Origin of the sequence: Granulicella sp. L60, assembly GCF_009765825.1 — a bacterium.
Taxonomy (GTDB): Bacteria; Acidobacteriota; Terriglobia; order Terriglobales; family Acidobacteriaceae; genus Edaphobacter.
In genome coordinates this window covers 95,488-116,950 of record NZ_LMUR01000004.1, presented here as the reverse complement: position 1 = coordinate 116,950, position 21,463 = coordinate 95,488, and the positions used below count along the sequence as shown (strand labels likewise).

Here is a 21,463-nt window from a genome sequence, read left to right as displayed (position 1 = left end):
AACGATGATCCGGCTTTTCAATGTGTACTATCCGACGCGAACCATCGTTCTTCTGCTGTGCGAAGCGCTGATCGTGAGTGGATGCTTCCTGCTGGCGACGGTTCTGCTGCTGGGGCCTGATACCTATCTCGTTTTGAACTACGAGTATGGCGGGGTGAAGATCGTCGGCCTGACGATTGTGACGCTGCTTTTTTCGTATTACTTCGATCTCTATGAGCCGCAGCGGATCTCGGAGCGGTGGGAGATCTACTTCCGGCTGCTGCTGGTTCTCGGATTCTTATCGTTTCTTCTCTCGGCGGTGATCTTTCTATTTCCCGACGCCGATATCGCGCACTATGTGCTGCTGCTTGGGCTGGTGTTCCTGACGGCAGCGCTGGTGGCTTGGCGGAGCGCGTACGAATGGATCATCGGGCGGGAGATGTTCCGAGAGCGGGTCTACGTTCTTGGCGCGGGGGAGCGGGCGCAGACGATTGTGGCGCTGCTGACAAACCGCAAGGACGCGGGGATGGAAGTAGTCGGTTGGGGAGGCATGCTGACCGACAAGACCGAGCGGAAAGAGGCGTTCAGTACGGCGCTGATAGGGTTCGGAGAGACGAAATCGAGCGTCGACCGCGTCATTGTTGCGCTGGAGGATCGTCGCGGCGAACTGCCGCTGCGGGAGCTGCTGAAGCTACGGTTCAACGGCGTGGTGATCGAGGAGGGTGGAAGCCTGCTGGAGCGGTTGACCGGCAAGCTGCATCTGGATGGACTGCATCCGAGCGCGTTTATCTATAGTGAAGGGTTTCGGGTGAAGCCCTCGCAGCAGATTGCGAGGCGTATCGTGTCCACGCTGACGGCAGCGGTTGGACTGTTGCTGTTCCTGCCATTTTTTCCGATCGTGGTGCTGCTTGTACGGCTCTCATCGGCGGGACCGATCTTCTTTCGGCAGACGCGGGTGGGTTTGGCTGGAAAAAACTTCACAGTCTACAAGTTTCGAACGATGCGGACCGATGCAGAGGCTGCAGGCGCGAAGTGGGCCACCAAAGACGATCCGAGGGTGACGCGCGTCGGGATGTTTATGCGGAAGACGCGGCTGGATGAGGTTCCGCAGCTGTGGAATGTGCTGCGCGGCGATATGGGATTTGTTGGTCCGAGGCCGGAGCGGCCGGAGTTTGTGCCTTGGCTGACGGAGCAGATTCCGTACTTCAACTTGAGGCATATGATTCGGCCGGGGCTTACGGGCTGGGCCCAGGTGCGTTATGGGTACGGGGCGACGCTGGCGCAGAGCCGCGAAAAGCTTGAGTTTGATCTGTATTACATCAAACACATGACGCTTGGGCTCGACCTGCTGATCATGTTTGAGACGGTGAAGACGATCCTGCGACGGCAGGGGGCGCAGTAGGGTAGGTTGCTTCAGGCTTTGTCCTGCCGGACGGGCCCACTGCTCGTGGGGAGGTCATTTCGTGACTTTTGTCTCCCTCTGGGTGGTCCTCCCGTCGGTCGGGATCTAATAGATGCGGGTGCGGGAGGAGAGGGCGGGTTTGAGCGTGCGCTCGTCGGTCTTCTTGGCGAGGTGAGGGATGCGAAGGGGACGCGGTGGGACCTCGGGCATGCCGGCTTCGCTCAGTTTATAGAGCAGGGAACGATAGCTGATCTGGAGCCACTTTGCGGTCTTCTGGCGGTTCCAGCTGTTTTCCTGCAGCACCTTGAGGATGATCTGGCGTTCGAGGTCGTGGGTGGCCTTTTTGGTGATGGTCTTGAGGGAGACTGATTCGCTGAGGTCGATGTCGGTGACGATGCCGCCGTGGGGCTGGTCGGGCATCAGCTCTGCGACCAAGGCCTCTTCGCTTCCTATAAGGACGTAGCTTCGGATGAGGTTCTCGAGTTGGCGGATATTTCCCGGCCAGTGATAGTTCTGCATGAGGCGGACAGCGCTCTTGGAGAGTAATTCCGGTGCACAGTGGAAAGTTTTTGCATAGTGGTCGATGAAGTAGTCGATGAGGATGGGCAGGTCGGCGATGCGCTGCCGCAGGGGCGGAAGATTGATGGTGACGGCGTTGATGCGGAAGAGGAAGTCCAGACGGAAGGTTCCTTCTTCGACCTGGTTGCGAAGATCGCTGTTGGAGGCGGAGACGAGTCTAGTGGCGATGGTGCGTGGCTCGTGGCCGCCGACACGGACGAAGGTTCCATCCTGCAGGACCTGAAGTAGCTTGGATTGGACGGCGAGATCGAGGCTGCCGACCTCGTCCAGGAAGAGGGTTCCGTTGTGAGATTGCTCGACACGGCCGAGTTTTGTGGACATTGCGCCTGTAAATGCGCCTTTTTCGTAGCCGAAGATCTCAGTTTCGAGGAGAGAGTGGGGGATGGCGGGACAACTTACCTTGACCAGAGAGCCGTTTGCGCGGAGGGAAAATGCGTGCAGAAGGCGGACACAGATCTCCTTGCCGGTGCCGCTCTCCCCCTGGATGAGAACGGGGACATCGGTCTCCGCGACGCGCTCGAGCTTATTTCTGACAGACTGCATTGCGGCGGTCTTGCCAAAGATAATGTCGAGCGGCGGCAGATTCAGGGCGGCGGTAGAGTCGGAGTTGTGAACCAAGGTCATTTTTTTCCTATTCGCTGGGCGCAGCGCAAACTTGCAATGTTCTTCACAGTGCACGTAAAGCGCCAATCGAAAGGCTGTGAAGAAAAAAAGGCGCCTTTATGGCCCTCAAATATGGATTCGGCTGTACGAGCTGGAGTTCGAATCGGATTGGAATTTTGATTTTTCTAGATTTTTCGGGGTTACCATTTGGGATTTGACCAAAGTAACCTTGCAAAAAAAGTTGTTTTTTTCGCATTGTGTTGTGACACGTAGCATGTAAGCTAGGCCTACCCGACAGGGGAGTGGAAAAGCTTTATCTCTTTTGTCGGCAAAATTGTTAACATTTATTTCCAGAGTCATCTTGTAGCATCTAAAATCTGCCTTAGGTAATACGTTGTGAAGACTCCCCACTTCGCGACTGACGGATTACCGGGATGAGTGGCGGACTCGACGTACGATCCGGGTCCGAGAGCAATACAAGGGTTGGGCCAGCGAGCCTAGGCCTGAACAATAGGGGTATTGGTATGTCAGCTTCGGTTTCGTATCCGGTCTCTGCCTTCAAGTCGAGTGGTAAAGCGCGTGCCCAGGTTCTGATCCTGGAGCCGGATCTTGCAGTGCTCGATTATCTTCGGACGACGCTTGCGCCTCAGTACTCTCTGAGTCTCTTCTCAGAGGAGCAGACTTTGCTGGACCGGCTGGAGAAGGCCGAACAGCCTGATCTGCTGCTGTTGGCGTTGCATACGAATCGGGACCCGCTTCCGCTTTTGACCCATATCCGTTGCACTAAACCGCATCTGCCGGTGATTGTGTTGTCGTGCTCGGCAGAGCTTCGTGACCTGGAGATGGTGATTCGGCTGGGCGTTCGCGCCATTGTGATGAAGCCGTTTACCGGAAGCGATGTGGAGCAGGCGATCGAGGAGCACCTGCTGGCTGCGGACAAGAAGATGCCCGCGGCGGATGCGCTGAAAGAGATTCCGCTGAACGAGACGCACTCGTTTGTGCGTTCGAGCAAGCGGATGCGCGATCTGGAGGCCCAGGCGGCTCTGGTGGCGCGCGCCGATATTCCTTTGCTGATTCTGGGCGAGAGCGGCACGGGGAAAGAGATTCTTGCTCTCTATACCCACAAGATGTCTTCACGGAGTCAGAACATCTTCCTGAAGGTCAACTGCGCGGCGGTTCCGGCGGATCTGCTGGAGAGCGAACTGTTCGGATATGAACAGGGCGCGTTTACCGGGGCGGTGAAGACGAAGCCAGGTAAGTTCGAAGTATGCACGGGTGGAACGATCTTCCTGGATGAGATCGGCGAGATGCCGGCGATCTTGCAGGCGAAGCTGCTGCAGGTGCTGCAGGTGCTGCAGGATGGAACGTTCTCGCGTCTGGGCAGCCGGTCGCCGATGAAGGTGGATGTGCGTGTGATTGCGGCCACGAACATCAATATGAAAGAGGCGATGGCGAATAAGACGTTCCGCGAGGATCTGTACTACCGCCTGAACGGATTTACGCTGAGCATTCCGCCGTTGCGTGAGCGCAGGGAGGAGATTCCGGTGCTGGCGGAGTATTTCATGCGCAAGGGGGCGAAGCGGTATGGGCGGGAGCCGCTGTCGCTGTCGCCGAACCTGCTGAATGCGCTGGCGGAGCATACGTGGCCGGGAAATCTCCGTGAACTGGAGAATGTGATCAATCGGTATCTGGTGCTGGGGGAGGAGCGGTCGATTGTGGACGAGCTCTCACCGGCTTCTGTGTATCAGGGCGGCTCGGCTGCGGTGCAGCAGGAGGCTCCGAACGGTGCAGGGCTGAAGGCGATGGTCCGCAATCTAAAGGGTGATGCGGAGTCTGTGGCGATTGCACAGGTATTGGAGGGTGTTGGATGGAATCGGAAGGCAGCGGCAAACGATCTGCAGATCAGCTACAAGGCGCTTCTGTACAAGATCAAACAGTACGACTTGTCTCCACGGAACCACGCGCAGAGCTAAAAAAGACTGGAAAAGAGTTGGCTGAAAAAGAGCTGTCCGATACTTATCGCATTGTCATCCGCTTTGAGAACCATGCTGTGAGGGGTTTGATAGAGCCCAGCGAGTTGGGGTCGATCGACCAGTTGCTGCGGAATAATCCTGTCTATCCACTTGATTCGATTCGGCTTCGCGTGCTGGAGACGGATGTGGTGGAAGAGGTGGCGACGAAGGACGCCAAGGCGGTCTTCTTTGTGAAGACGTTTGATGGAGATCTTCGCCATAGAGCCCTGCATTTTCATGAACATGCGCCGGTGGTTCAAGGGCTTTGGGTGCGGGTGTACTTCTATGACGGCGAGATGATCGAAGGGATTATCAGCAATACCCGGGATTTTGTTCTGGAGTCGGGATTTTTCCTGAAGCCTACGGATCCGAATGGAAATAATCGGCTTGTCTATATTTTGAAGGGCGGGCTGAAGGATTTTCATGTGTTGGGCATGAGGAATGTGTCGAAGACTACGACTGCCTGATTTTTCTGATTTTGCATAAAAAGTTGCGGGTGGTGGTGGGCGCGGAAGTGTGCGTTTTGCTGGGATTTTTGAGGCACTTTTGGGAAAAGTGCTGCGCCGGTGTGGTTTTTTGCTGGTGAGTTGTGGTGGATAGTGTGGTGGGCGTGGTCGTTTGACTGTCGCTTTTCCGGGGGCTTAGGGTACGCCACGGATTTCGGATTTATTTTCATTGGTTGATTTTTGGGAACTGCGTCTGGCGGTTTTAGCCGAGTTATAGTGCCGACGAGTCGATTTGCGGCGCTTTGGGTTTGTGGACAGTGGACGAGAAGGTGTACCCCAGGGCTGAAGCCCCATTTTGGGCGGGGTTGAGAGACCCAAGGCTAAAGCCTTGGGGTACCTCAGATGCAAAAGCGCAGATTTCAGGCACGGCCTAGTCCGAGCAACTTTGCTACGGTCTTGGGATACCTCAGAAGCAAAGCGTTGGGTTCCTCAAAAGTAAAAGCCGTAACGTCTCAGACAAAGTCTCGGAGCAGCGGTTACTAGAGGGTGAGTAGGTGGCGGAGGAGGCCGAAGGCGATGCTGATTAGGATGAGGTAGATGACGTTTAGTTTGAGTTTTTGCAGGAGAAGGAGAGAGAGGATGATCCAGGTTAGGGAGATTGCGTCGAGTCGGTGGAGGGTTACGGTGCCGGAGGGGAAGAGGACGGATCTTCCGAGGAAGAGGGTGAGGTCGAGGATGGCTCCGACGACGACGGCGGTGATCAGTCCGAGGACGCCCTGGATGGTGGATCTGCCTTGTGTTCTCTCGACCAGGGGTGCGCCGGCGAAGACGAATAGGAAGCAGGGCAGGAAGGTGTAGAAGGTGGTGGCGAAGAGGCCGAGCGTGCCCATCCAGAGGGAGCCGTGGAAGTGGTTGTAGGCGGCCATGAAGCCGACGAAGGCGACGACGATGATGAGTGGGCCGGGGGTGGTCTCGGCGAGCGCGAAGCCGTCCGTCATCTGGAGGCGGGTGAGCCAGTGCAGCTTTGAGACGGTGATCTGGGCTACGTAGGGGATGACGGTGTAGGAGCCGCCGACGGTTACGAATGCGGTTTTGGTGAAGAAGAGGGAGAGGCTCTTCCAGAAGGCGAAGTCCGGGGTAAAGAGGTAGAAGAAGGGCAAGGGCAGGAGCCAGAGCAGGGCGGTGATCGCGGTGAGCTTTGCGGCGTGTTTGAGGAGCGAGGCGGGCTCGGGCATGAGGGAGTGCCGGTTGATGTAGTAGCCTGCTTCGTCTTCGCTGGTGGCTGCGTTGCCGGGGATGTGAAGGAGGCCGGGACGCAGGCGGGCGAGAATGACTCCGAGGACGATTGCGCTGAGCAGGATCAGGGGCAGGGAGAGATTGAAGAAGAACATGCTGCCGAATGCGCCTGCGGCTACGAGGCATTGGATGATGCCGTGGAGCGCTCGTGTGGCTACACGTTGCAGCGCGAGGATGACTAGTGCGATGACGGCGGGTTTGAGGCCGTTGAACATGGCGGCGATGGCTGGGAGGTTGCCGAATCGCACATAAATGAGGCTGAGCGCGAGGAGGACAAACATGGACGGGAGTACGAAGAGTGTTCCGGCGACCAGGCCGCCGCGTTTGCCGTGCAGTCTCCAGCCGATGTAGATGGCGAGTTGTTGGGCCTCGGGTCCGGGGAGAATCATGCAGTGGCTGAGGGCGTGGAGGAAGCGGCTGTTGCTGATCCAACGCTTCTTCTCAACGAGTTCGCTGTGCATGATGGCGATGTGTGCGGCGGTGCCTCCGAAGCTGATCCAGCCGAGTTTGAACCAGAAGCGGAGGGCTTCGCGGAAGGAGGGCTTTCGGGTTGCGGCGAGCTGGGTCAACGGGAGGGCTTCCGGGCGAGACGCGTGACGAAGCGGATGAGGTCGCCGCGATAGGAGAGTCTTTCGTAGTCCACGGGCTGGCTGCCGGTGGAGTATGAGGTTCGTTCGATGCGGAAGATGGGGCTGCCTGGCTTTATGTCGAGTGCGGAGGCGACGTTGGCTTCGGCGGCTACGGCTTCGAGCTTGTACTCGGCTTCGACGAGGGGGATGTTGTACTTGCGTTCGAGGAGGGAGAAGATCGGCTTGACGGTGAGGTTGTTGGTCACGATCTTTCTGCCGATCTCGAGGGGGAGATAGGTCTCGTCGAAGGAGATGGGAACGCTGTCTGCGAGGCGGACGCGATGAATTCTGACGACGCGCTCGCCTTTGGTGAGGCGGAGGTGGCGGGCTACGATCTCGTCTGCGTGGACGATCTTTTTTTCGATGAGGCGGGCGGTGGGCTTGCGGCCGAGGTTCTCCATGTCTTCGACGAATCCGCTGAGTTCGGTGAGCTCCTGGGTGATCTTGGGTTGGGCGACGAAGGTGCCTTTGCCGCGATGGATCTCGACGAGGTTGCGGAGGATGAGGTTCTGGATGGCTCTGCGGATGGTGATGCGGCTTACGTTGAAGCGTGCGAGGAGTTCGTCTTCGCTGGGCAGGCGGTCTCCGGGCTTGAGGGATCCGCTGGCGATCTCGGAGGCGAGGACGGATTCTACCTGGGCGTAGAGCGGGCCGGTGGGTAGAGAGGACATGTAGATATTATAACGTCATGTTGTCTGTCGGGCGGCGGGATGGAACGGGCTGCTGGTTTTTTCTCGTGTGGCTGCTGGGGTCGGGGACAAGAGGAAATTCGATTTGATACGTATTGTTTCGAACAGGCGGGGGAATACCTTACCATAACCGTGTTTGACTGACGTTAATACTAGCGAGTATCTTCACGAGCGAGGTCGCATTGCCGATATCTGCTGTGTAGGTTTGGCGTTCAGGTCTGTTGTTTTGCGTTTTATGTGGTCAGGAGATTACGAAATTGGAATTTGCGACCGGGTTCAGAGGTTGTTGGGTGAAGTTGTTTAGGGAAGGTGCAGTTGGGATCGGTACAAACGAGAGAGCGGATGGCGGCGGTCTATGTAGGAGCGTGGCTCGATTCGGATTGCTGGCGGCGGTGGTGGCCGGGACCGGGTTTTGCTGGCAGGTTCAGGCGCAGCAGGTTGCGGTGCGGTACATCGATTATCCGCAGACGCGGGGCGCGCAGCAGGAGTTTCAGCTGAAGGGGATTCCGAAGTGGGTGTCGTTCGATATGTACCTGAGGGGACGGACGGAGTATCAGAGTTCGGACAACTACATCTCGGGGAATGGGCAGACGTATGAGCTGACGCGTGCGTATGGCGGGATGGAGGTGCGGCCGACGAAGTTTCTGACTGGATATATTCAGTTCATCGATACGCATGCGCTGGGGTTGCCGTTGAAGTATGTGGCGGCGAATCAGCGGGACGTGTTTGACGACCGGCAGGCGTATCTCGAGTTTCATACGAAAGAGGTAAAAGTATTTGCCGGGCGGCAGGAGCTGAAGTACGGCGGCGAGCGGCTGGTGGGTATCAGCGACTGGACGAACAACAGCCGCACGTGGGATGGGTTTCTGGCGCGGATCGGAGACAACAACCGGCTGGATCTGTTCAGTACGTCGGTGGTGGCGGTGCATGCGAGTTCGCTGGATAAGCATGGCGCGGGGTTGACGTTCCACGGAGCTGTGGGGACGATCGGGACGTGGGTTCCGCATATGGTGATACAGCCGTTTGTGTACTTCAAGTCGTTTCCGGGGGAGACGAGCCAGCAGGCGATCAAGGGGTCGGATCTGTTTGTGACTTCGGGAGCTGAGGTTGCGGGGCAGTTCCCGATGGGGCTGGACTTCGATGCGATGGGCGCGCTGCAGCGTGGGAACTACGTGAACGACACGGTGAAGGGCGCGGCGGGTTATGTGAAGGCGGGATGGAACTTCAAGAAGAGGACATGGAAGCCGCGTTTCCGGGGCGAGTACGACTATGCTTCGGGAAATAATCGGAAGGATCTGAATCGGGTTGGGACGTTTGACCAGCAGTATCCGAGTAACCACAATGCGTTCGGCTTGACCGACTTGTTTGGATTTCAGAATATCAAGCAGGAGAGGATGAATCTGGATCTGATTCCGTCGCAGCGGCTGGCGCTGCTGTTCCAGCAGGAGTGGCTGCAGATGGCGACGCCGTTCGATAGTATCTACAGCGGATCGGCTGGGGTCGTGGTGAAGGCACCGGTGACGGGACTGTTGAGTTCGGATATCGGGCGGGAGTTCGACGCTGCGGGAAAGTACCTGATCACGAATGCGGTGGTGGTGAATGCTGGGGTGGGGCACTTCTCTCCAGGGACGGTGATGCGAGAGAATACGCATGGGGCTCCGCTGACGATCGCTTACTTCAGCTTGACGTATCGGTTCAAGCTGGATCATAAGGGGACGGCGCCGACACCGGCGCCTTGATCTTTGGTTGCGAATGTAGCGGTTTATAAACGACGCTTTTGCGTGGAATGTTTCATCTAAGTTCAAGTTTCACAGTGAAGAGAGGACGTTCATTATGGCAGAGGAAAAAGATCAATCGAGGTTGAGCCGGCGGAAGTTTCTTGAGACCGGGTCGGCGGTGTTTGTAGCTGCGGCGGGGTTGCAGGTCGCACAGGGGCAGCAACAGCAGAACAAGATCTATCCCACGGATACGCATACGGGGATCAATGAGAGCCAGCCGGGGCCTCCGCCGAATACGCTGCTGGATGAGCAGAATCCTGATTCGGCATGGCCGCCGACGACAGATGCGGGCGGACAACAGCCGTTCAAGTACTCGTTTTCGCTGGCGCATAAGCGGATTGAGGCGGGCGGATGGACGCGGCAGGTGACGGTGCGCGATCTGCCGATCTCGAAGACGATGGCTGGCGTTGAGATGCGGTTGATCTCGGGCGGCATTCGGGAGCTGCACTGGCATGTGGCTTCGGAGTGGGCGCTGATGCTGTATGGCTCGGCGCGTATTACGGCGGTGGATCAGAAGGGCCGAGCGTATGTGAACGATGTGCATGAGGGCGACCTGTGGCTGTTTCCGGGCGGCATTCCGCACTCGATCCAGGGATTGGGGCCGGATGGATGCAAGTTTCTGCTGGTGTTCAAGGATGGAAACTTCAACGAGTTCGGAACGTTTTTGCTGACGGAGTGGATGCACCATACGCCGAAGGAGGTTCTGGCGAAGAACTTCAATGTGCCGGAGTCGACGTTCGAGAAGGTGCCGGCAAAGGAGTTGTTCATCTTTCCGCGGGAGCTGCCGCGTCCGTTGGCTGAAGAGAAGGCGCAGGTAGAGGCAGGTACGGGTGCGGTGCCGAATACGTTCGATTTTCGGCCGAGCGAGATGAAGCCGACGAAGGTGTCCAAGGGCGGAGAGGTGAAGATCATCGATCGCAAGAACTTTCCTGCGACCGATATTGCCGCTGCTATTGTGACGCTGAAGCCGGGCGGACTGCGGGAGCTGCACTGGCATCCAAACGCGGACGAGTGGCAGTACTACGTGAAGGGCAAGGGCCGGATGACGGTGTTTGCCGCAGGCGGGCTGGCACGGACGATGGACTTCCAGGGCGGCGATGTGGGGTACATCGATATCTCGATGCCGCACTACATCGAGAACACGGGAGATGAAGACCTGGTGTTTGTCGAGGTGTTCCCGACGCCGTTCTACGAGGATATTTCGCTGGCCGAGTGGCTGGCGCATACGCCTTCGCGGCTGGTGGATGAGCATATTGCTACAGGTGAGGATTTCCTGAAGAATATCGCGAAGAAAGAGATGGTCATTACGCCGGAGTAGCTGGCGAAAACGATGTGGTTACAAATAGAGGAGGCGGCCGCAATGGCCGCCTCCTCTATTTGTAACTGGTTTGATTGCTTATGCGCCGACGGGTTCGGCGACCTTGACGTTGACTGGGGTGAGCCAGTTGTGACGGTCGGGGCGGGTGCCGTTGACGATGCCGAAGAACTCGTCGTGAAGGACCTTGGTGATGGGGCCCATGGTGCCGTCGCCGACGAGGATGCGGTCGACGGAACGGAGGTGGGTGACTTCGGCGGCGGTGCCGGTGAAGAAGGCTTCGTCGCAGATGTAGAGCATCTCGCGTGGGAGCGCCTGTTCGACGACCTCGATGCCGAGCTGGCGGGCGAGGGTGAGGATGGAGCTGCGCGTGATGCCGTTGAGGACCGAGTTCGCGAGCGGGGTGGTGTAGAGGACGCCGCCGCGGACGAGGAAGAGGTTTTCTCCGGAGCCTTCGGAGAGCAGGCCGTTGGTGTCGAGGCCGATGCCCTCGGAGTAGCCGTTGATCTCGGCCTCCATGCGGATGAGCTGAGAGTTCATGTAGTTCGCGCCGGCCTTGGCGAGGGTGGGCATGGTGTTGGCGGCGAGGCGGTTCCAGCTGGAGACGCAGACATCGGCGCCAGCGTCACCGTGGACGTACTTGCCCCAGGGGAAGTTGGCGATGTAGATCTCGACGGGAGACTTGAGGGGATTGACGCCCATCTCGCCGTAGCCGCGGAAGGCGATGGGGCGGATGTAGCAGGGGGCGACACCGTTGGCCTCGACGACGTCGATGACTGCGGTGGTGAGCTGCTCCACGGTGTAGGGCAGGGGCATGCGGTAGATCTTGGCGGAGTCGACGAGGCGGGCCATGTGTTCGGGCAGGCGGAAGATTCCGGGGGTGTAGCAGCGGATGCCCTCGAAGACCGAGGAGCCGTAGTGGACGACATGGGACATGACGTGGATGTTGGCCTGATCCCAGGGGATGAGCTGTCCGTTGTGCCAGATGTGGTTCGTGGTTTGTATGTGCATGCTTACGCTCCTCGGGCTGAAGAATAATTATAGCCAGTTGGCGCGGGGATTGAGTTGGTTCGCAGCTTTTTTACAGAGGGGCTTTTGAGGGCGTGTGTCGGCCGGATGGTTTGGACGCTTGCTGCAGTGAGGTGGCGGATGTTGCAGTAGATGCAGGCTTTGGTGGGACTGCCGCGCATGGGCTAAGCGGTGTGGCGGGGAGGCGTGAAAGAATGGAGCGTGTCCTTTGATGCTCATACTGTAAGTTTTGCGGTGCTGGAGAAGTCGGCGTATGTGCGGTTCTCCGTGCTGGCGCTGAGCTCTATCTTTTTTCTGGTGGACCCGTTCGCGGCGCTGCCTACGTTTCTTGCGGTAACGGCTGGGGCGGATGCGCATCGGCGGCGGAAGATGGCGTGGAAGGCTTCCGTGACGGCGCTGGTGGTGCTGAGCGCGTTCGCGGTGGCGGGGCAGTACATCTTCAGGATGTTCGGGATTACGCTGCCGGCGTTTGAGATTGCGGGCGGGATTATTCTGCTGCTGATTGGGCTGGACATGCTGGAGGCGAAGCGGTCGCCGACGCAGGAGTCTACCGAGGAGACGACGGAGGCGGCGCAGAAGGAAGATGCGGGGATTGTGCCGCTGGGGATTCCGATGCTGGCCGGGCCGGGTTCGATTACGAGCGTGATGGTGCTGGTGGGACAGGCGCAGACGAAGTGGCAGATGGTGGCGATTCTGATGTCGATTTTTATTACGGCGGCGATTTGCTATCTGGTGCTGGGGAACTCGGATAGAGTGGCGCGGGCGATGGGCGATACGGGTGTGAGGATTCTGGTGCGCATTATGGGGTTGCTGCTGGTGGCGCTTGCGGTGCAGTACTTCGTGAATGGGCTGGTGGATCTGGGTGTAATCGCAAAGCCTTAAGTCTGGAGGATTGCGCAGGAGATTCATTTTGGTTTGCTAAGATCTGCGTCATGCGGCGTTGTCTGGGGATCCTCTCTGTGCTGTTTGTGTTGTGTGGGCTGGCGGTGCCGCCGGTGGGCGGCCAGAGCACTCCCCGGATTGTGGGGGACGTGGTGCCGGGTGCGGATTGGCAGCAGACGTCGCCGGAGTCGGAGGGGTACTCCAGTAGGCAACTGGAGGCGATGCGGGGCTGGTTGAAGACGCAGGCTACGGGTTCGATGATGGTGATCGTCGGGGGCCGGGTGATCTTCTCGTATGGAGATGTGACGCATACGAGCAAGGTGGCGAGCGCGCGGAAGAGCGTGCTGGGGATGTTGTATGGGAAGTACGTGATCAATGGAAAGATCGACGCCTCGAAGACGGTGAAGGAGCTTGGCCTGGACGACAAGGTTCCGTTTCTGCCGATGGAGGAGAAGGCGACGCTGGAGCAGTTGATGGCGTCGCGATCCGGGATTTATATTCCGACGGGCAATGAGGATCAAAGAAGGCTGCTGCCACAACGCGGATCGGAGTATCCGGGGACGAACTACTTCTACAACAACTGGGACTTCGATGCGGTGGGCGTGGCGTTTGAGAAGGCGACGGGGTTGGGGATCTATGACGCACTGCAGACGGACCTGGCGGCGCCGCTGGGGATGCAGGATTACATGATCTCGAAGCAGAAGAAGATCTTTTCGCCGGAGAGTCTGCATCCGGAGTATGCGATGTATCTTTCGACGAGGGATATGGCGCGGCTGGGCTTGCTGATGTTGGACTACGGGATGTGGAACGGCAAGCAGGTGATGTCGGGGGACTGGGTTCGGTATATGACGACGCTGGTGACGCCGTTTCGCGAGATGCATCCGACGGGATTTCAAAATGCAGGCGAACCGGAGCGCTGGGGGTACGGGTTGCTGTGGTGGGTGTGGGATCAGCCGGGGTTTGTGGGCGGTGTCTACACGGGCTTTATGCAGGGTGCGTATAGCGCGATGGGCACGGGCGGGACGTTTATCACTGTGCTGCCGGCGAAGGACATGGTGGTGGTGCATCAGGTGGATATCGACAAGGACTATCGGGCGTCGGTATCGCCGTCGAGTTATATCGCGATACTGTCGATGATCGCGAATGCCAACTGTATGGATGATTGCAAGTAAATCTTTATTTCAAGAGTAGAACGGAGGCGGCGATGAGAAGGCCTCCGGCTCCGATGGCGAGGCCGAGGAGGAAGTAGGCTCGGCGGCGCGTGAAGAGGGTGATGGAGCAGAGGACGACGGCGATCTGGAGGAGGGCTTCGCCTAAATCGTAACGGGCGGCTGTAGCTTCGGCGCGGGTGACTTCATGCTCGAAGTCGCGGGCTTTCTCCTGTTCTTCGGCGAGGTCTTCTTTCCACTTTTCGATATGCGCCTGGTACTCCTTCGTCTTGGCGGCTACGGCGGCGGGATCGTTGCTGGGCTGCAGGCCGAGGAGATCGACGTCGACGGAGAGGTTGTCCATGCGGATCTTCTTGGCCTGGTACTCGTTCCACTGGTCGCCAGCGCGGGATTGCATGAGGACGGCTTCGGTGTGGCTGCGGTGGCCGAGGACCGTGACCATAGCGACGAGGACGGCGAGGATGGATATGCCGAGGGAGATGCTTCTGAGGGATTCGCCGCCCTCCGCGGATTCTTTCATCTGATCGGCGAACTCGTGTATCTCTTCTGGCTCCATAGTGGGTTCATTCTAGCCTTCGGAAGTGGGCGTGTGGAGGACGAAGTCGATGATGGGCTGCCAGTAGTCGAGGGTGGGGCGGGAGTAGGGCTGGCTGTGGGTGAAGCCCTTTGGCTGGACGAGCTGGACGGAGTGCCTGGAGTGGGCTTTGGCGGTGGCTTCGATCTGCAGGGCCATGGAGGAGGGGAATAGCTCGTCGGCGTCGCCGTGGACGATAAGGAGGGGAAGGCGGACGTCGGCTATGGTGCGGTGGGTCTGCCAGATGTCGGGCATGAGCGGAGAGAGCGCGGCGTGCACCAGGGCTGCGGAGGCAAGGCGTAGAGAGTTGAAGGACTGGCAGAGAATGAGTCCGGCTGGAGGCGGGGTGAGGTGAGGCGCGGAGTCGGTGGCTACGCCGCTGCCAAGAGAGAAGCCGAGGAGATGAATGGGGGTGAATGGCGGAATAAGGGAGCGGAGGGTTGCGTAGGCGGCCTGGGCGTCCTGACGGAGGTTGTGCGGGGTGGTGGCGCCGGTGCTCTTGCCGTATCCGGAGTAGTGAAAGATGAGGGAGGCTATGTTGTGCTGCGCGAGGAGGGTTTGGACGGATTGCCAGTAGATGAGGCGATCGCTTATGCCGTGGAAGAGGAGGATAGCCGCGGATGGAGCGGGTGGTGTGGTGAAGACGGCTTCGAGGGTGCGGTTGTTGTGGGGAATCGTGATGGACGGGGTGGAGGAGGTAGGTGTTGGGGGCTGGCGGGAGTTTTGCCTGGCGATAAGGAAGGAGTCGTAGGTCTGGATCACCGTTTTGGTGATCGAGATGAGGAGTCGAAAGCGTTGGGCGTCGAAGCGTGGCATAGGGGTAATCTTTTTTAGGTGCGTGTTTACTGGGTCAAAGTGAGTTTTCTACAAAAAGAATAGGTTATTCACAGGCTAAGGGTTGCATGAACGTAGCGTGACTGCTAATCTCAGGAAGTCGCAAAGAGGTGTACGGCAAGAAACGAAGTGAAAAGCATAAAAGCTTGCACGGAAACGAAAAGCACGATACTCTAAGTGAGTTGCAAAGAAAAAAAGAAATACTGCTTCGCACCTTGGTTCTTGAAGTTTGAGAACAGTAGCAAGGGATGACGGAGCGCAGTCCAAGCGTTTGATCGCGGTTTAGAGTCTAAGGGCCTACCGACAATCCAAACCCAAGCCACTGCAGTCGATTTGAGATGTACCAGGAGCTAAGTGCTCCGCGCTTGTCTTTCGATTCAAGCGTAACGATGTTTTGATATTTTGTGCTGTGCGAATGATTGTTAGCTGGTTTCGACGGATTTCTTCTGAGCCAGAAAAGCTCAAAGAAAACGAAGAAAAAAGTTGACAAGCGAGACGAAAGTTGATAATCTCAGAAAGTTCGCTAAAACGTTGCAAGCTGCTGAAGTAGTCCTCGACAGGCTGAAGATAGCCGAAAAGAAGTAGAACGAGAGACAAAGTAAGTAGCCAATACCGACGACAACAGCGCCTCAAGTTCGAGGACACGAATATGGCTTATGCCGATTCAGTCCTTGATCCAAAGCTGCCCGCTTAGGTGGATGCAGTTCGGATCTTTGACAACATAGTTGAACGTGCCAGTCGTGAGATGATACGAAATTTGGTTTAGTCATTCTCACTAGTTATAAACCTCCGGGTGTTTTCGAGCACCGGGGGCGCTTGATCCGCACCGACCCCTGTCGATGTGCGGCAAGCAAACCAAGATTAAACGAGAGTTTGATCCTGGCTCAGAATCAACGCTGGCGGCGTGCCTAACACATGCAAGTCGTACGAGAAAGGGGAGCAATCCCTGAGTATAGTGGCGTACGGGTGAGTAACACGTGAATGATCTACCTCCGAGTGGGGAATAGCTGAGGGAAACCTCAATTAATACCGCATAACACTTACGAGTCAAAGCAAGCAATTGCGCTTGGAGAGGAGTTCGCGGCCGATTAGTTAGTTGGCGGGGTAATGGCCCACCAAGACGATGATCGGTATCCGGCCTGAGAGGGCGCACGGACACACTGGAACTGAAACACGGTCCAGACTCCTACGGGAGGCAGCAGTGGGGAATTTTGCGCAATGGGGGAAACCCTGACGCAGCAACGCCGCGTGGAGGATGAAATATCTTGGTATGTAAACTCCTTTCGATGGGGAAGATAATGACGGTACCCATAGAAGAAGCCCCGGCTAACTTCGTGCCAGCAGCCGCGGTAATACGAGGGGGGCAAGCGTTGTTCGGATTTATTGGGCGTAAAGGGTGCGTAGGCGGTTTGACAAGTCTGATGTGAAATCTATGGGCTCAACCCATAGTCTGCATTAGAAACTGTCGGGCTTGAGTATTGGAGAGGTGAGTGGAATTTCCGGTGTAGCGGTGAAATGCGTAGATATCGGAAGGAACACCTGTGGCGAAAGCGGCTCACTGGACAATAACTGACGCTGATGCACGAAAGCTAGGGGAGCAAACAGGATTAGATACCCTGGTAGTCCTAGCCCTAAACGATGATTGTTTGATGTGGCAGGTACCCAATCCTGCCGTGTCGAAGCTAACGCGATAAACAATCCGCCTGGGGAGTACGGTCGCAAGGCTGAAACTCAAAGGAATTGACGGGGGCCCGCACAAGCGGTGGAGCATGTGGTTTAATTCGACGCAACGCGAAGAACCTTACCTGGGCTCGAAATGTACATGAATCCGGCAGAAACGTCGGCGTCTAGCAATAGACATGTATATAGGTGCTGCATGGCTGTCGTCAGCTCGTGTCGTGAGATGTTGGGTTAAGTCCCGCAACGAGCGCAACCCTTATCTTCAGTTGCTACCATTTAGTTGAGCACTCTGACGAAACCGCCTCGGATAACGGGGAGGAAGGTGGGGATGACGTCAAGTCCTCATGGCCTTTATGTCCAGGGCTACACACGTGCTACAATGGCCGGTACAAACCGCTGCAACCCCGCGAGGGTGAGCTAATCGGAAAAAGCCGGCCTCAGTTCGGATTGGAGTCTGCAACTCGACTCCATGAAGCTGGAATCGCTAGTAATCGTGGATCAGCATGCCACGGTGAATACGTTCCCGGGCCTTGTACACACCGCCCGTCACATCACGAAAGTGGGTTGCACTAGAAGTCGGTGCGCTAACCGCAAGGAAGCAGCCGCCCAAGGTGTAATTCATGATTGGGGTGAAGTCGTAACAAGGTAGCCGTAGGAGAACCTGCGGCTGGATCACCTCCTTTCTAAAGAGAACATGTCGGCGTATTTCAACGTCCTGCGAATGCAGGCAGTTTGGTTTTGCGACCATACTGAGTTGAGGTAGCGATCGACAACCATCTGCATAAGCGCAAGCAAGTGTAGATGAGCCTGAACTAAACCTTCTTTATTTCGTACTCTGTCAACACCGATGGTCAATAGCGGCGTAGCTGCTATGCACGTTCAACTGTGTCCTCGAAACCTTTCGAGAGAGCTCGATTTTTGACTCTTTGAGTCAACAACAGAGCAGCCTGCGCATCGGGTGTCCCAGCTAAAAAGCTGAGTACTGATGCTGTAGAGTCGGGCCTGTAGCTCAGTTGGTTAGAGCGCACCCCTGATAAGGGTGAGGTCGGTAGTTCGAATCTACCCAGGCCCACCACCTTTATCTCGCTGCTCAGGTATACTGAGCATCGATGGGGCTGTAGCTCAGTTGGGAGAGCGCCTGCTTTGCAAGCAGGATGTCATCGGTTCGATCCCGGTCAGCTCCACCATTACTTCTCGATTGGCATGTTCGAATATGTATCAAGCGATGTCTGCTTGAGGTTGAGTCTCTGCGGCTTGTAAATGAGCCAAGAGGTTGAACCTTGAGCAGGAATGCTCAAGCCGCCTAAGGGCGCGATGCGACAACGTAGCAATACGGTTCGCCTTATGATTTTTGACAACTGAATAGATTGGGTAAATATAACTACAAGGCTGAGCAGCATGTCTTCAGGTAGTTTCTGGAGAAAGCTGTCAATCAGTATTGAGTGTCTTTAGAATAATTTTCGTGTTACCGGCTGATATCTCGCACGTTGAGATTGAAGCTGTACGACACAGGCGTGGACTATTATCAAACGTAGATTCTCTATGTTGCAGAGGTTTTCACTCTGCTGCGTGCGAGTAAATTCTATGGTCAAGCTACTAAGGGCGCACGGTGGATGCCTTGGCAGAAACAGGCGATGAAGGACGCGGCAAGCTGCGATAAGCTTCGGGGAGCGGCACACACGCGTTGATCCGGAGATTTCCGAATGGGGAAACCCACCCAGGTAAAACCTGGGTATGTCCAACTGAATTCATAGGTTGGAACAGGCGAACGGAGGGAAGTGAACCATCTCAGTACCTCCAGGAGGAGAAAGAAACCTCGATTCCGAGAGTAGTGGCGAGCGAAATCGGAACAGCCCAAACCCGTTGCATTAAGGTGTATCGGGGGTTGTAGGGCCTGCGTAAGTAGAGTTACCAATCTGGTTGCTAGTCGAATCTTCTGGAAAGGAGATCCAAAGAGGGTGACAGACCCGTAGACGAAAGCGATCCAGACTCGAAGCAGGTACCTGAGTAAGGCGGGGCACGAGAAACCCTGCTTGAATCCACGGGGACCATCCCGTAAGGCTAAATACTCGTTTCTGACCGATAGTGAACCAGTACCGTGAGGGAAAGGCGAAAAGCACCCCATTGAGGGGAGTGAAAAGTACCTGAAACCGTGTGCCTACAAGCAGTGGGAGGACTATGCCCGTAAGGGAATGTCTGACCGCGTGCCTATTGCATAATGAGCCGGCTAGTTATTCTTGTCAGCAAGGTTAAGCGTGAGCGAGCCGCAGCGAAAGCGAGTCTGAATAGGGCGATAAGTTGGCAGGAATAGACGCGAAGCGGGATGATCTACCCTTGGCCAGGTTGAAGGTGAGGTAACACTCACTGGAGGACCGAACCGGTGTTTGTTGAAAAAAGCTCGGATGAGCTGAGGGTAGGGGTGAAAGGCTAATCAAATTCCGTTATAGCTCGTTCTCTCCGAAATAGCTTTAGGGCTAGCCTCGGGTGATTTGGATTGGTGGTAGAGACATGGATGGACTAGGGGGCTTTCCGGCTTACTGAATCCAATCAAACTTCGAATGCCAATTACAACCAGCCCGGGAGTCAGACTGTGGGGGCTAAGCTTCACAGTCGAAAGGAAAACAGTCCAGACCGCCAGCTAAGGTCCCAAAATTACAGTTAAGTGGGAAAGGAAGTCGGAACCCTCAGACAGCCAGGAGGTTGGCTTAGAAGCAGCCATCCTTTAAAGAAAGCGTAATAGCTCACTGGTCAAGGGGTCCGGTGCCGACAATACAACGGGGCTAAAACTGTATACCGAAGCTGCGGATGCACACCTTTTAGGTGTGCGTGGTAGGAGAGCATTCTGTCGTGGATGAAGCGTAACTGGGAAGATACGTGGACATTACAGAAGAGACCCTGCCGGCATAAGTAGCGATAATGAAGGTGAGAACCCTTCACGCCGAAAGTCTAAGGTTTCCTGAGGAAGGTTAATCCGCTCAGGGTTAGGCGGTCCCTAAGCTGAGGCCGAAAGGCGTAAGCGATGGAAATCCGGTTAATATTCCGGACCTCCCAATATCTCGTTATCACGATGGGGTGACGCAGAAGGATAAGCAGGACCTCCTATGGCTATGGGGTTCGATACGCGTAAGCTGGATTCTCTAGGCAAATCCGGAGAGTCTTAACAGTGAGGCGTAAAGCAGTAAGCTGAATGGCTGAAAGCTGCTGATTTCATGCTGCCAAGAAAAACCTCTAAGGAGAGAGATTGGGAACCGTACCACAAACCGACACAGGTAGACGAGGAGAATATCCAAAGGCGCTCGAGTGAAAGCTTGTTAAGGAACTCGGCAAATTAGACCCGTAACTTCGGGAGAAGGGTCGCCCTTCAGGGTGCAAGCCCAGAGGGGCCGCAGTGAAACGCGAACGGCGACTGTTTAACAAAAACACAGGTCTCTGCAAAGTCAAAAACGACGTATAGGGGCTGACTCCTGCCCGGTGCCGGAAGGTTAAAGGGAGAGGTTAGGGCGCAAGCTCGAAGCTTTGAACTGAAGCCCCGGTGAACGGCGGCCGTAACTATAACGGTCCTAAGGTAGCGAAATTCCTTGTCGGGTAAGTTCCGACCTGCACGAATGGAGTAACGATCGTTCGACTGTCTTAACGAGTTGCTCGGCGAACTTGTAGTACCGGTGAAGATGCCGGTTACCCGCAGCTAGACGAAAAGACCCCGTGCACCTTTACTATACTTTTACTATGAGTTACGGCAATTGCTGCGCAGGATAGGTGGGAGGCTTTGATACCAGACTTTTGGGTTTGGTGGAGCCAACGGTGAGATACCACCCTGCGATTGTTGTGATTCTAACTTACTCCCATTATCTGGGAGAAGGACATAGTAAGACGGGTAGTTTGACTGGGGCGGTCGCCTCCTAAATTGTAACGGAGGCGCGCGAAGCTACACTCAGGTCGTTTGGAAATCGACCGTCGAGTGCAAAGGCATAAGTGTGGTTAACTGCGAGACCTACAAGTCGAGCAGATGCGAAAGCAGGCCTTAGTGATCCGGTGGTTCTGTATGGAAGGGCCATCGCTCAACGGATAAAAGGTACGCCGGGGATAACAGGCTGATCGAAGCCAAGAGTTCATATCGACGCTTCGGTTTGGCACCTCGATGTCGGCTCATCACATCCTGGAGCTGTAGAAGGTTCCAAGGGTTCGGCTGTTCGCCGATTAAAGTGGTACGTGAGCTGGGTTCAGAACGTCGCGAGACAGTTCGGTCTCTATCTGCTGTGGGCGTAGGAGATTTGAAGAGGGCTGTCCTTAGTACGAGAGGACCGGGATGGACGAACCTCTTGTGTTCCAGTTGTCCTGCCAAGGGCACGGCTGGGTAGCGAAGTTCGGTTGTGATAACCGCTGAATGCATATAAGCGGGAAGCACGCTCTAAGATGAGATCTCCCAACCCAAAAGGGAAATGAAGGGCCCTAGAAGACCACTAGGTTGATAGGCTGGAGGTTGAAGTGCAGTAATGCATGTAGCTTACCAGTACTAATCGCCCGTTCGGCTTGTCCATAGAATTTACTCTGCGCAGTGAGAAAGTCC

At 56.3% G+C, this 21,463-nt stretch carries 13 protein-coding genes, 2 tRNA genes and 2 rRNA genes; 11 read left to right on the top strand and 6 right to left on the bottom strand.

What is annotated here, in order from left to right:
* Positions 1-4 precede the first annotated feature (4 nt).
* A complete protein-coding gene (locus GSQ82_RS02855) occupies positions 5-1,381 on the top strand; it encodes a sugar transferase (protein ID WP_158790513.1) in 1,377 nt (458 codons plus the stop codon).
* A gap of 105 nt (positions 1,382-1,486) precedes the next feature.
* Here the strand turns inward: GSQ82_RS02855 and GSQ82_RS02850 are convergent, their stop codons facing one another.
* Entirely contained in the window at positions 1,487-2,584 is a 1,098-nt protein-coding gene (locus tag GSQ82_RS02850; protein WP_158790512.1) for a sigma-54-dependent Fis family transcriptional regulator, read from the bottom strand.
* 503 nt (positions 2,585-3,087) lie between these two features.
* Here GSQ82_RS02850 and GSQ82_RS02845 point away from each other — a divergent pair.
* Both GSQ82_RS02845 and GSQ82_RS02840 read left to right on the top strand, forming a co-directional pair.
* Positions 3,088-4,536 carry a sigma-54 dependent transcriptional regulator gene (locus GSQ82_RS02845; protein WP_158790511.1) on the top strand — a complete coding sequence of 483 codons (1,449 nt, stop codon included), beginning with the start codon at positions 3,088-3,090 and terminating at the stop codon, positions 4,534-4,536.
* Positions 4,537-4,553: 17 nt separating this feature from the next.
* Positions 4,554-5,042, top strand: a complete 489-nt coding sequence (locus GSQ82_RS02840; protein ID WP_158790510.1) for a hypothetical protein — start codon at positions 4,554-4,556, stop codon at positions 5,040-5,042.
* Between the two features lie 518 nt (positions 5,043-5,560).
* Here GSQ82_RS02840 and chrA read toward each other — a convergent pair.
* A complete protein-coding gene (gene chrA, locus GSQ82_RS02835) occupies positions 5,561-6,886 on the bottom strand; it encodes a chromate efflux transporter (protein ID WP_158790509.1) in 1,326 nt (441 codons plus the stop codon).
* Positions 6,883-7,617 (bottom strand): GntR family transcriptional regulator, encoded by a 735-nt coding sequence (locus tag GSQ82_RS02830; protein WP_158790508.1) that lies wholly within the window; start codon positions 7,615-7,617, stop codon positions 6,883-6,885. Before GSQ82_RS02830 ends, chrA begins: the two co-directional genes overlap by 4 nt.
* 383 nt (positions 7,618-8,000) lie before the next feature.
* Here GSQ82_RS02830 and GSQ82_RS02825 point away from each other — a divergent pair, with 383 nt between their 5' ends.
* A complete protein-coding gene (locus tag GSQ82_RS02825; protein ID WP_254061380.1) occupies positions 8,001-9,374 on the top strand; it encodes an alginate export family protein in 1,374 nt (457 codons plus the stop codon).
* Positions 9,375-9,468: 94 nt separating this feature from the next.
* Complete coding sequence (locus tag GSQ82_RS02820) at positions 9,469-10,731, top strand: cupin domain-containing protein (RefSeq protein ID WP_158790507.1); 1,263 nt, start codon at positions 9,469-9,471, stop codon at positions 10,729-10,731.
* A 78-nt stretch (positions 10,732-10,809) separates the two neighbouring features.
* Here the strand turns inward: GSQ82_RS02820 and GSQ82_RS02815 are convergent, their stop codons facing one another.
* Positions 10,810-11,739 carry a branched-chain amino acid transaminase gene (locus GSQ82_RS02815; protein ID WP_158790506.1) on the bottom strand — a complete coding sequence of 310 codons (930 nt, stop codon included), beginning with the start codon at positions 11,737-11,739 and terminating at the stop codon, positions 10,810-10,812.
* Positions 11,740-11,958: 219 nt separating this feature from the next.
* On the opposite strand from GSQ82_RS02815, the gene GSQ82_RS02810 reads away from it, so the two are divergent.
* The gene (locus GSQ82_RS02810) at positions 11,959-12,639 is read left to right on the top strand and encodes a MarC family protein (protein WP_254061379.1); all 681 of its coding nucleotides are present in this window, start codon (positions 11,959-11,961) and stop codon (positions 12,637-12,639) included.
* A 50-nt stretch (positions 12,640-12,689) separates the two neighbouring features.
* Complete coding sequence (locus GSQ82_RS02805; RefSeq protein WP_158790504.1) at positions 12,690-13,811, top strand: serine hydrolase; 1,122 nt, start codon at positions 12,690-12,692, stop codon at positions 13,809-13,811.
* Between the two features lie 4 nt (positions 13,812-13,815).
* Here GSQ82_RS02805 and GSQ82_RS02800 read toward each other — a convergent pair whose 3' ends face one another.
* Complete coding sequence (locus GSQ82_RS02800) at positions 13,816-14,328, bottom strand: DUF4337 domain-containing protein (protein WP_254061378.1); 513 nt, start codon at positions 14,326-14,328, stop codon at positions 13,816-13,818.
* A gap of 48 nt (positions 14,329-14,376) precedes the next feature.
* Positions 14,377-15,198, bottom strand: a complete 822-nt coding sequence (locus tag GSQ82_RS02795) for an alpha/beta hydrolase (protein ID WP_158790502.1) — start codon at positions 15,196-15,198, stop codon at positions 14,377-14,379.
* Positions 15,199-16,077: 879 nt separating this feature from the next.
* Here GSQ82_RS02795 and GSQ82_RS02790 point away from each other — a divergent pair.
* The 4 genes from GSQ82_RS02790 to GSQ82_RS02775 all read left to right on the top strand — a co-directional run bounded on the left by GSQ82_RS02790 (position 16,078) and on the right by GSQ82_RS02775 (position 21,434).
* A 16S ribosomal RNA gene (locus tag GSQ82_RS02790) occupies positions 16,078-17,579 on the top strand.
* A 315-nt stretch (positions 17,580-17,894) separates the two neighbouring features.
* Positions 17,895-17,971 (top strand) — tRNA-Ile (locus GSQ82_RS02785).
* 36 nt (positions 17,972-18,007) lie between these two features.
* Positions 18,008-18,083, top strand: a tRNA-Ala gene (locus GSQ82_RS02780).
* 399 nt (positions 18,084-18,482) lie between these two features.
* Positions 18,483-21,434 (top strand): 23S ribosomal RNA (locus GSQ82_RS02775).
* Together the 16S and 23S rRNA genes with 2 tRNA genes alongside form the textbook arrangement of a ribosomal RNA operon.
* Positions 21,435-21,463 lie beyond the last annotated feature (29 nt).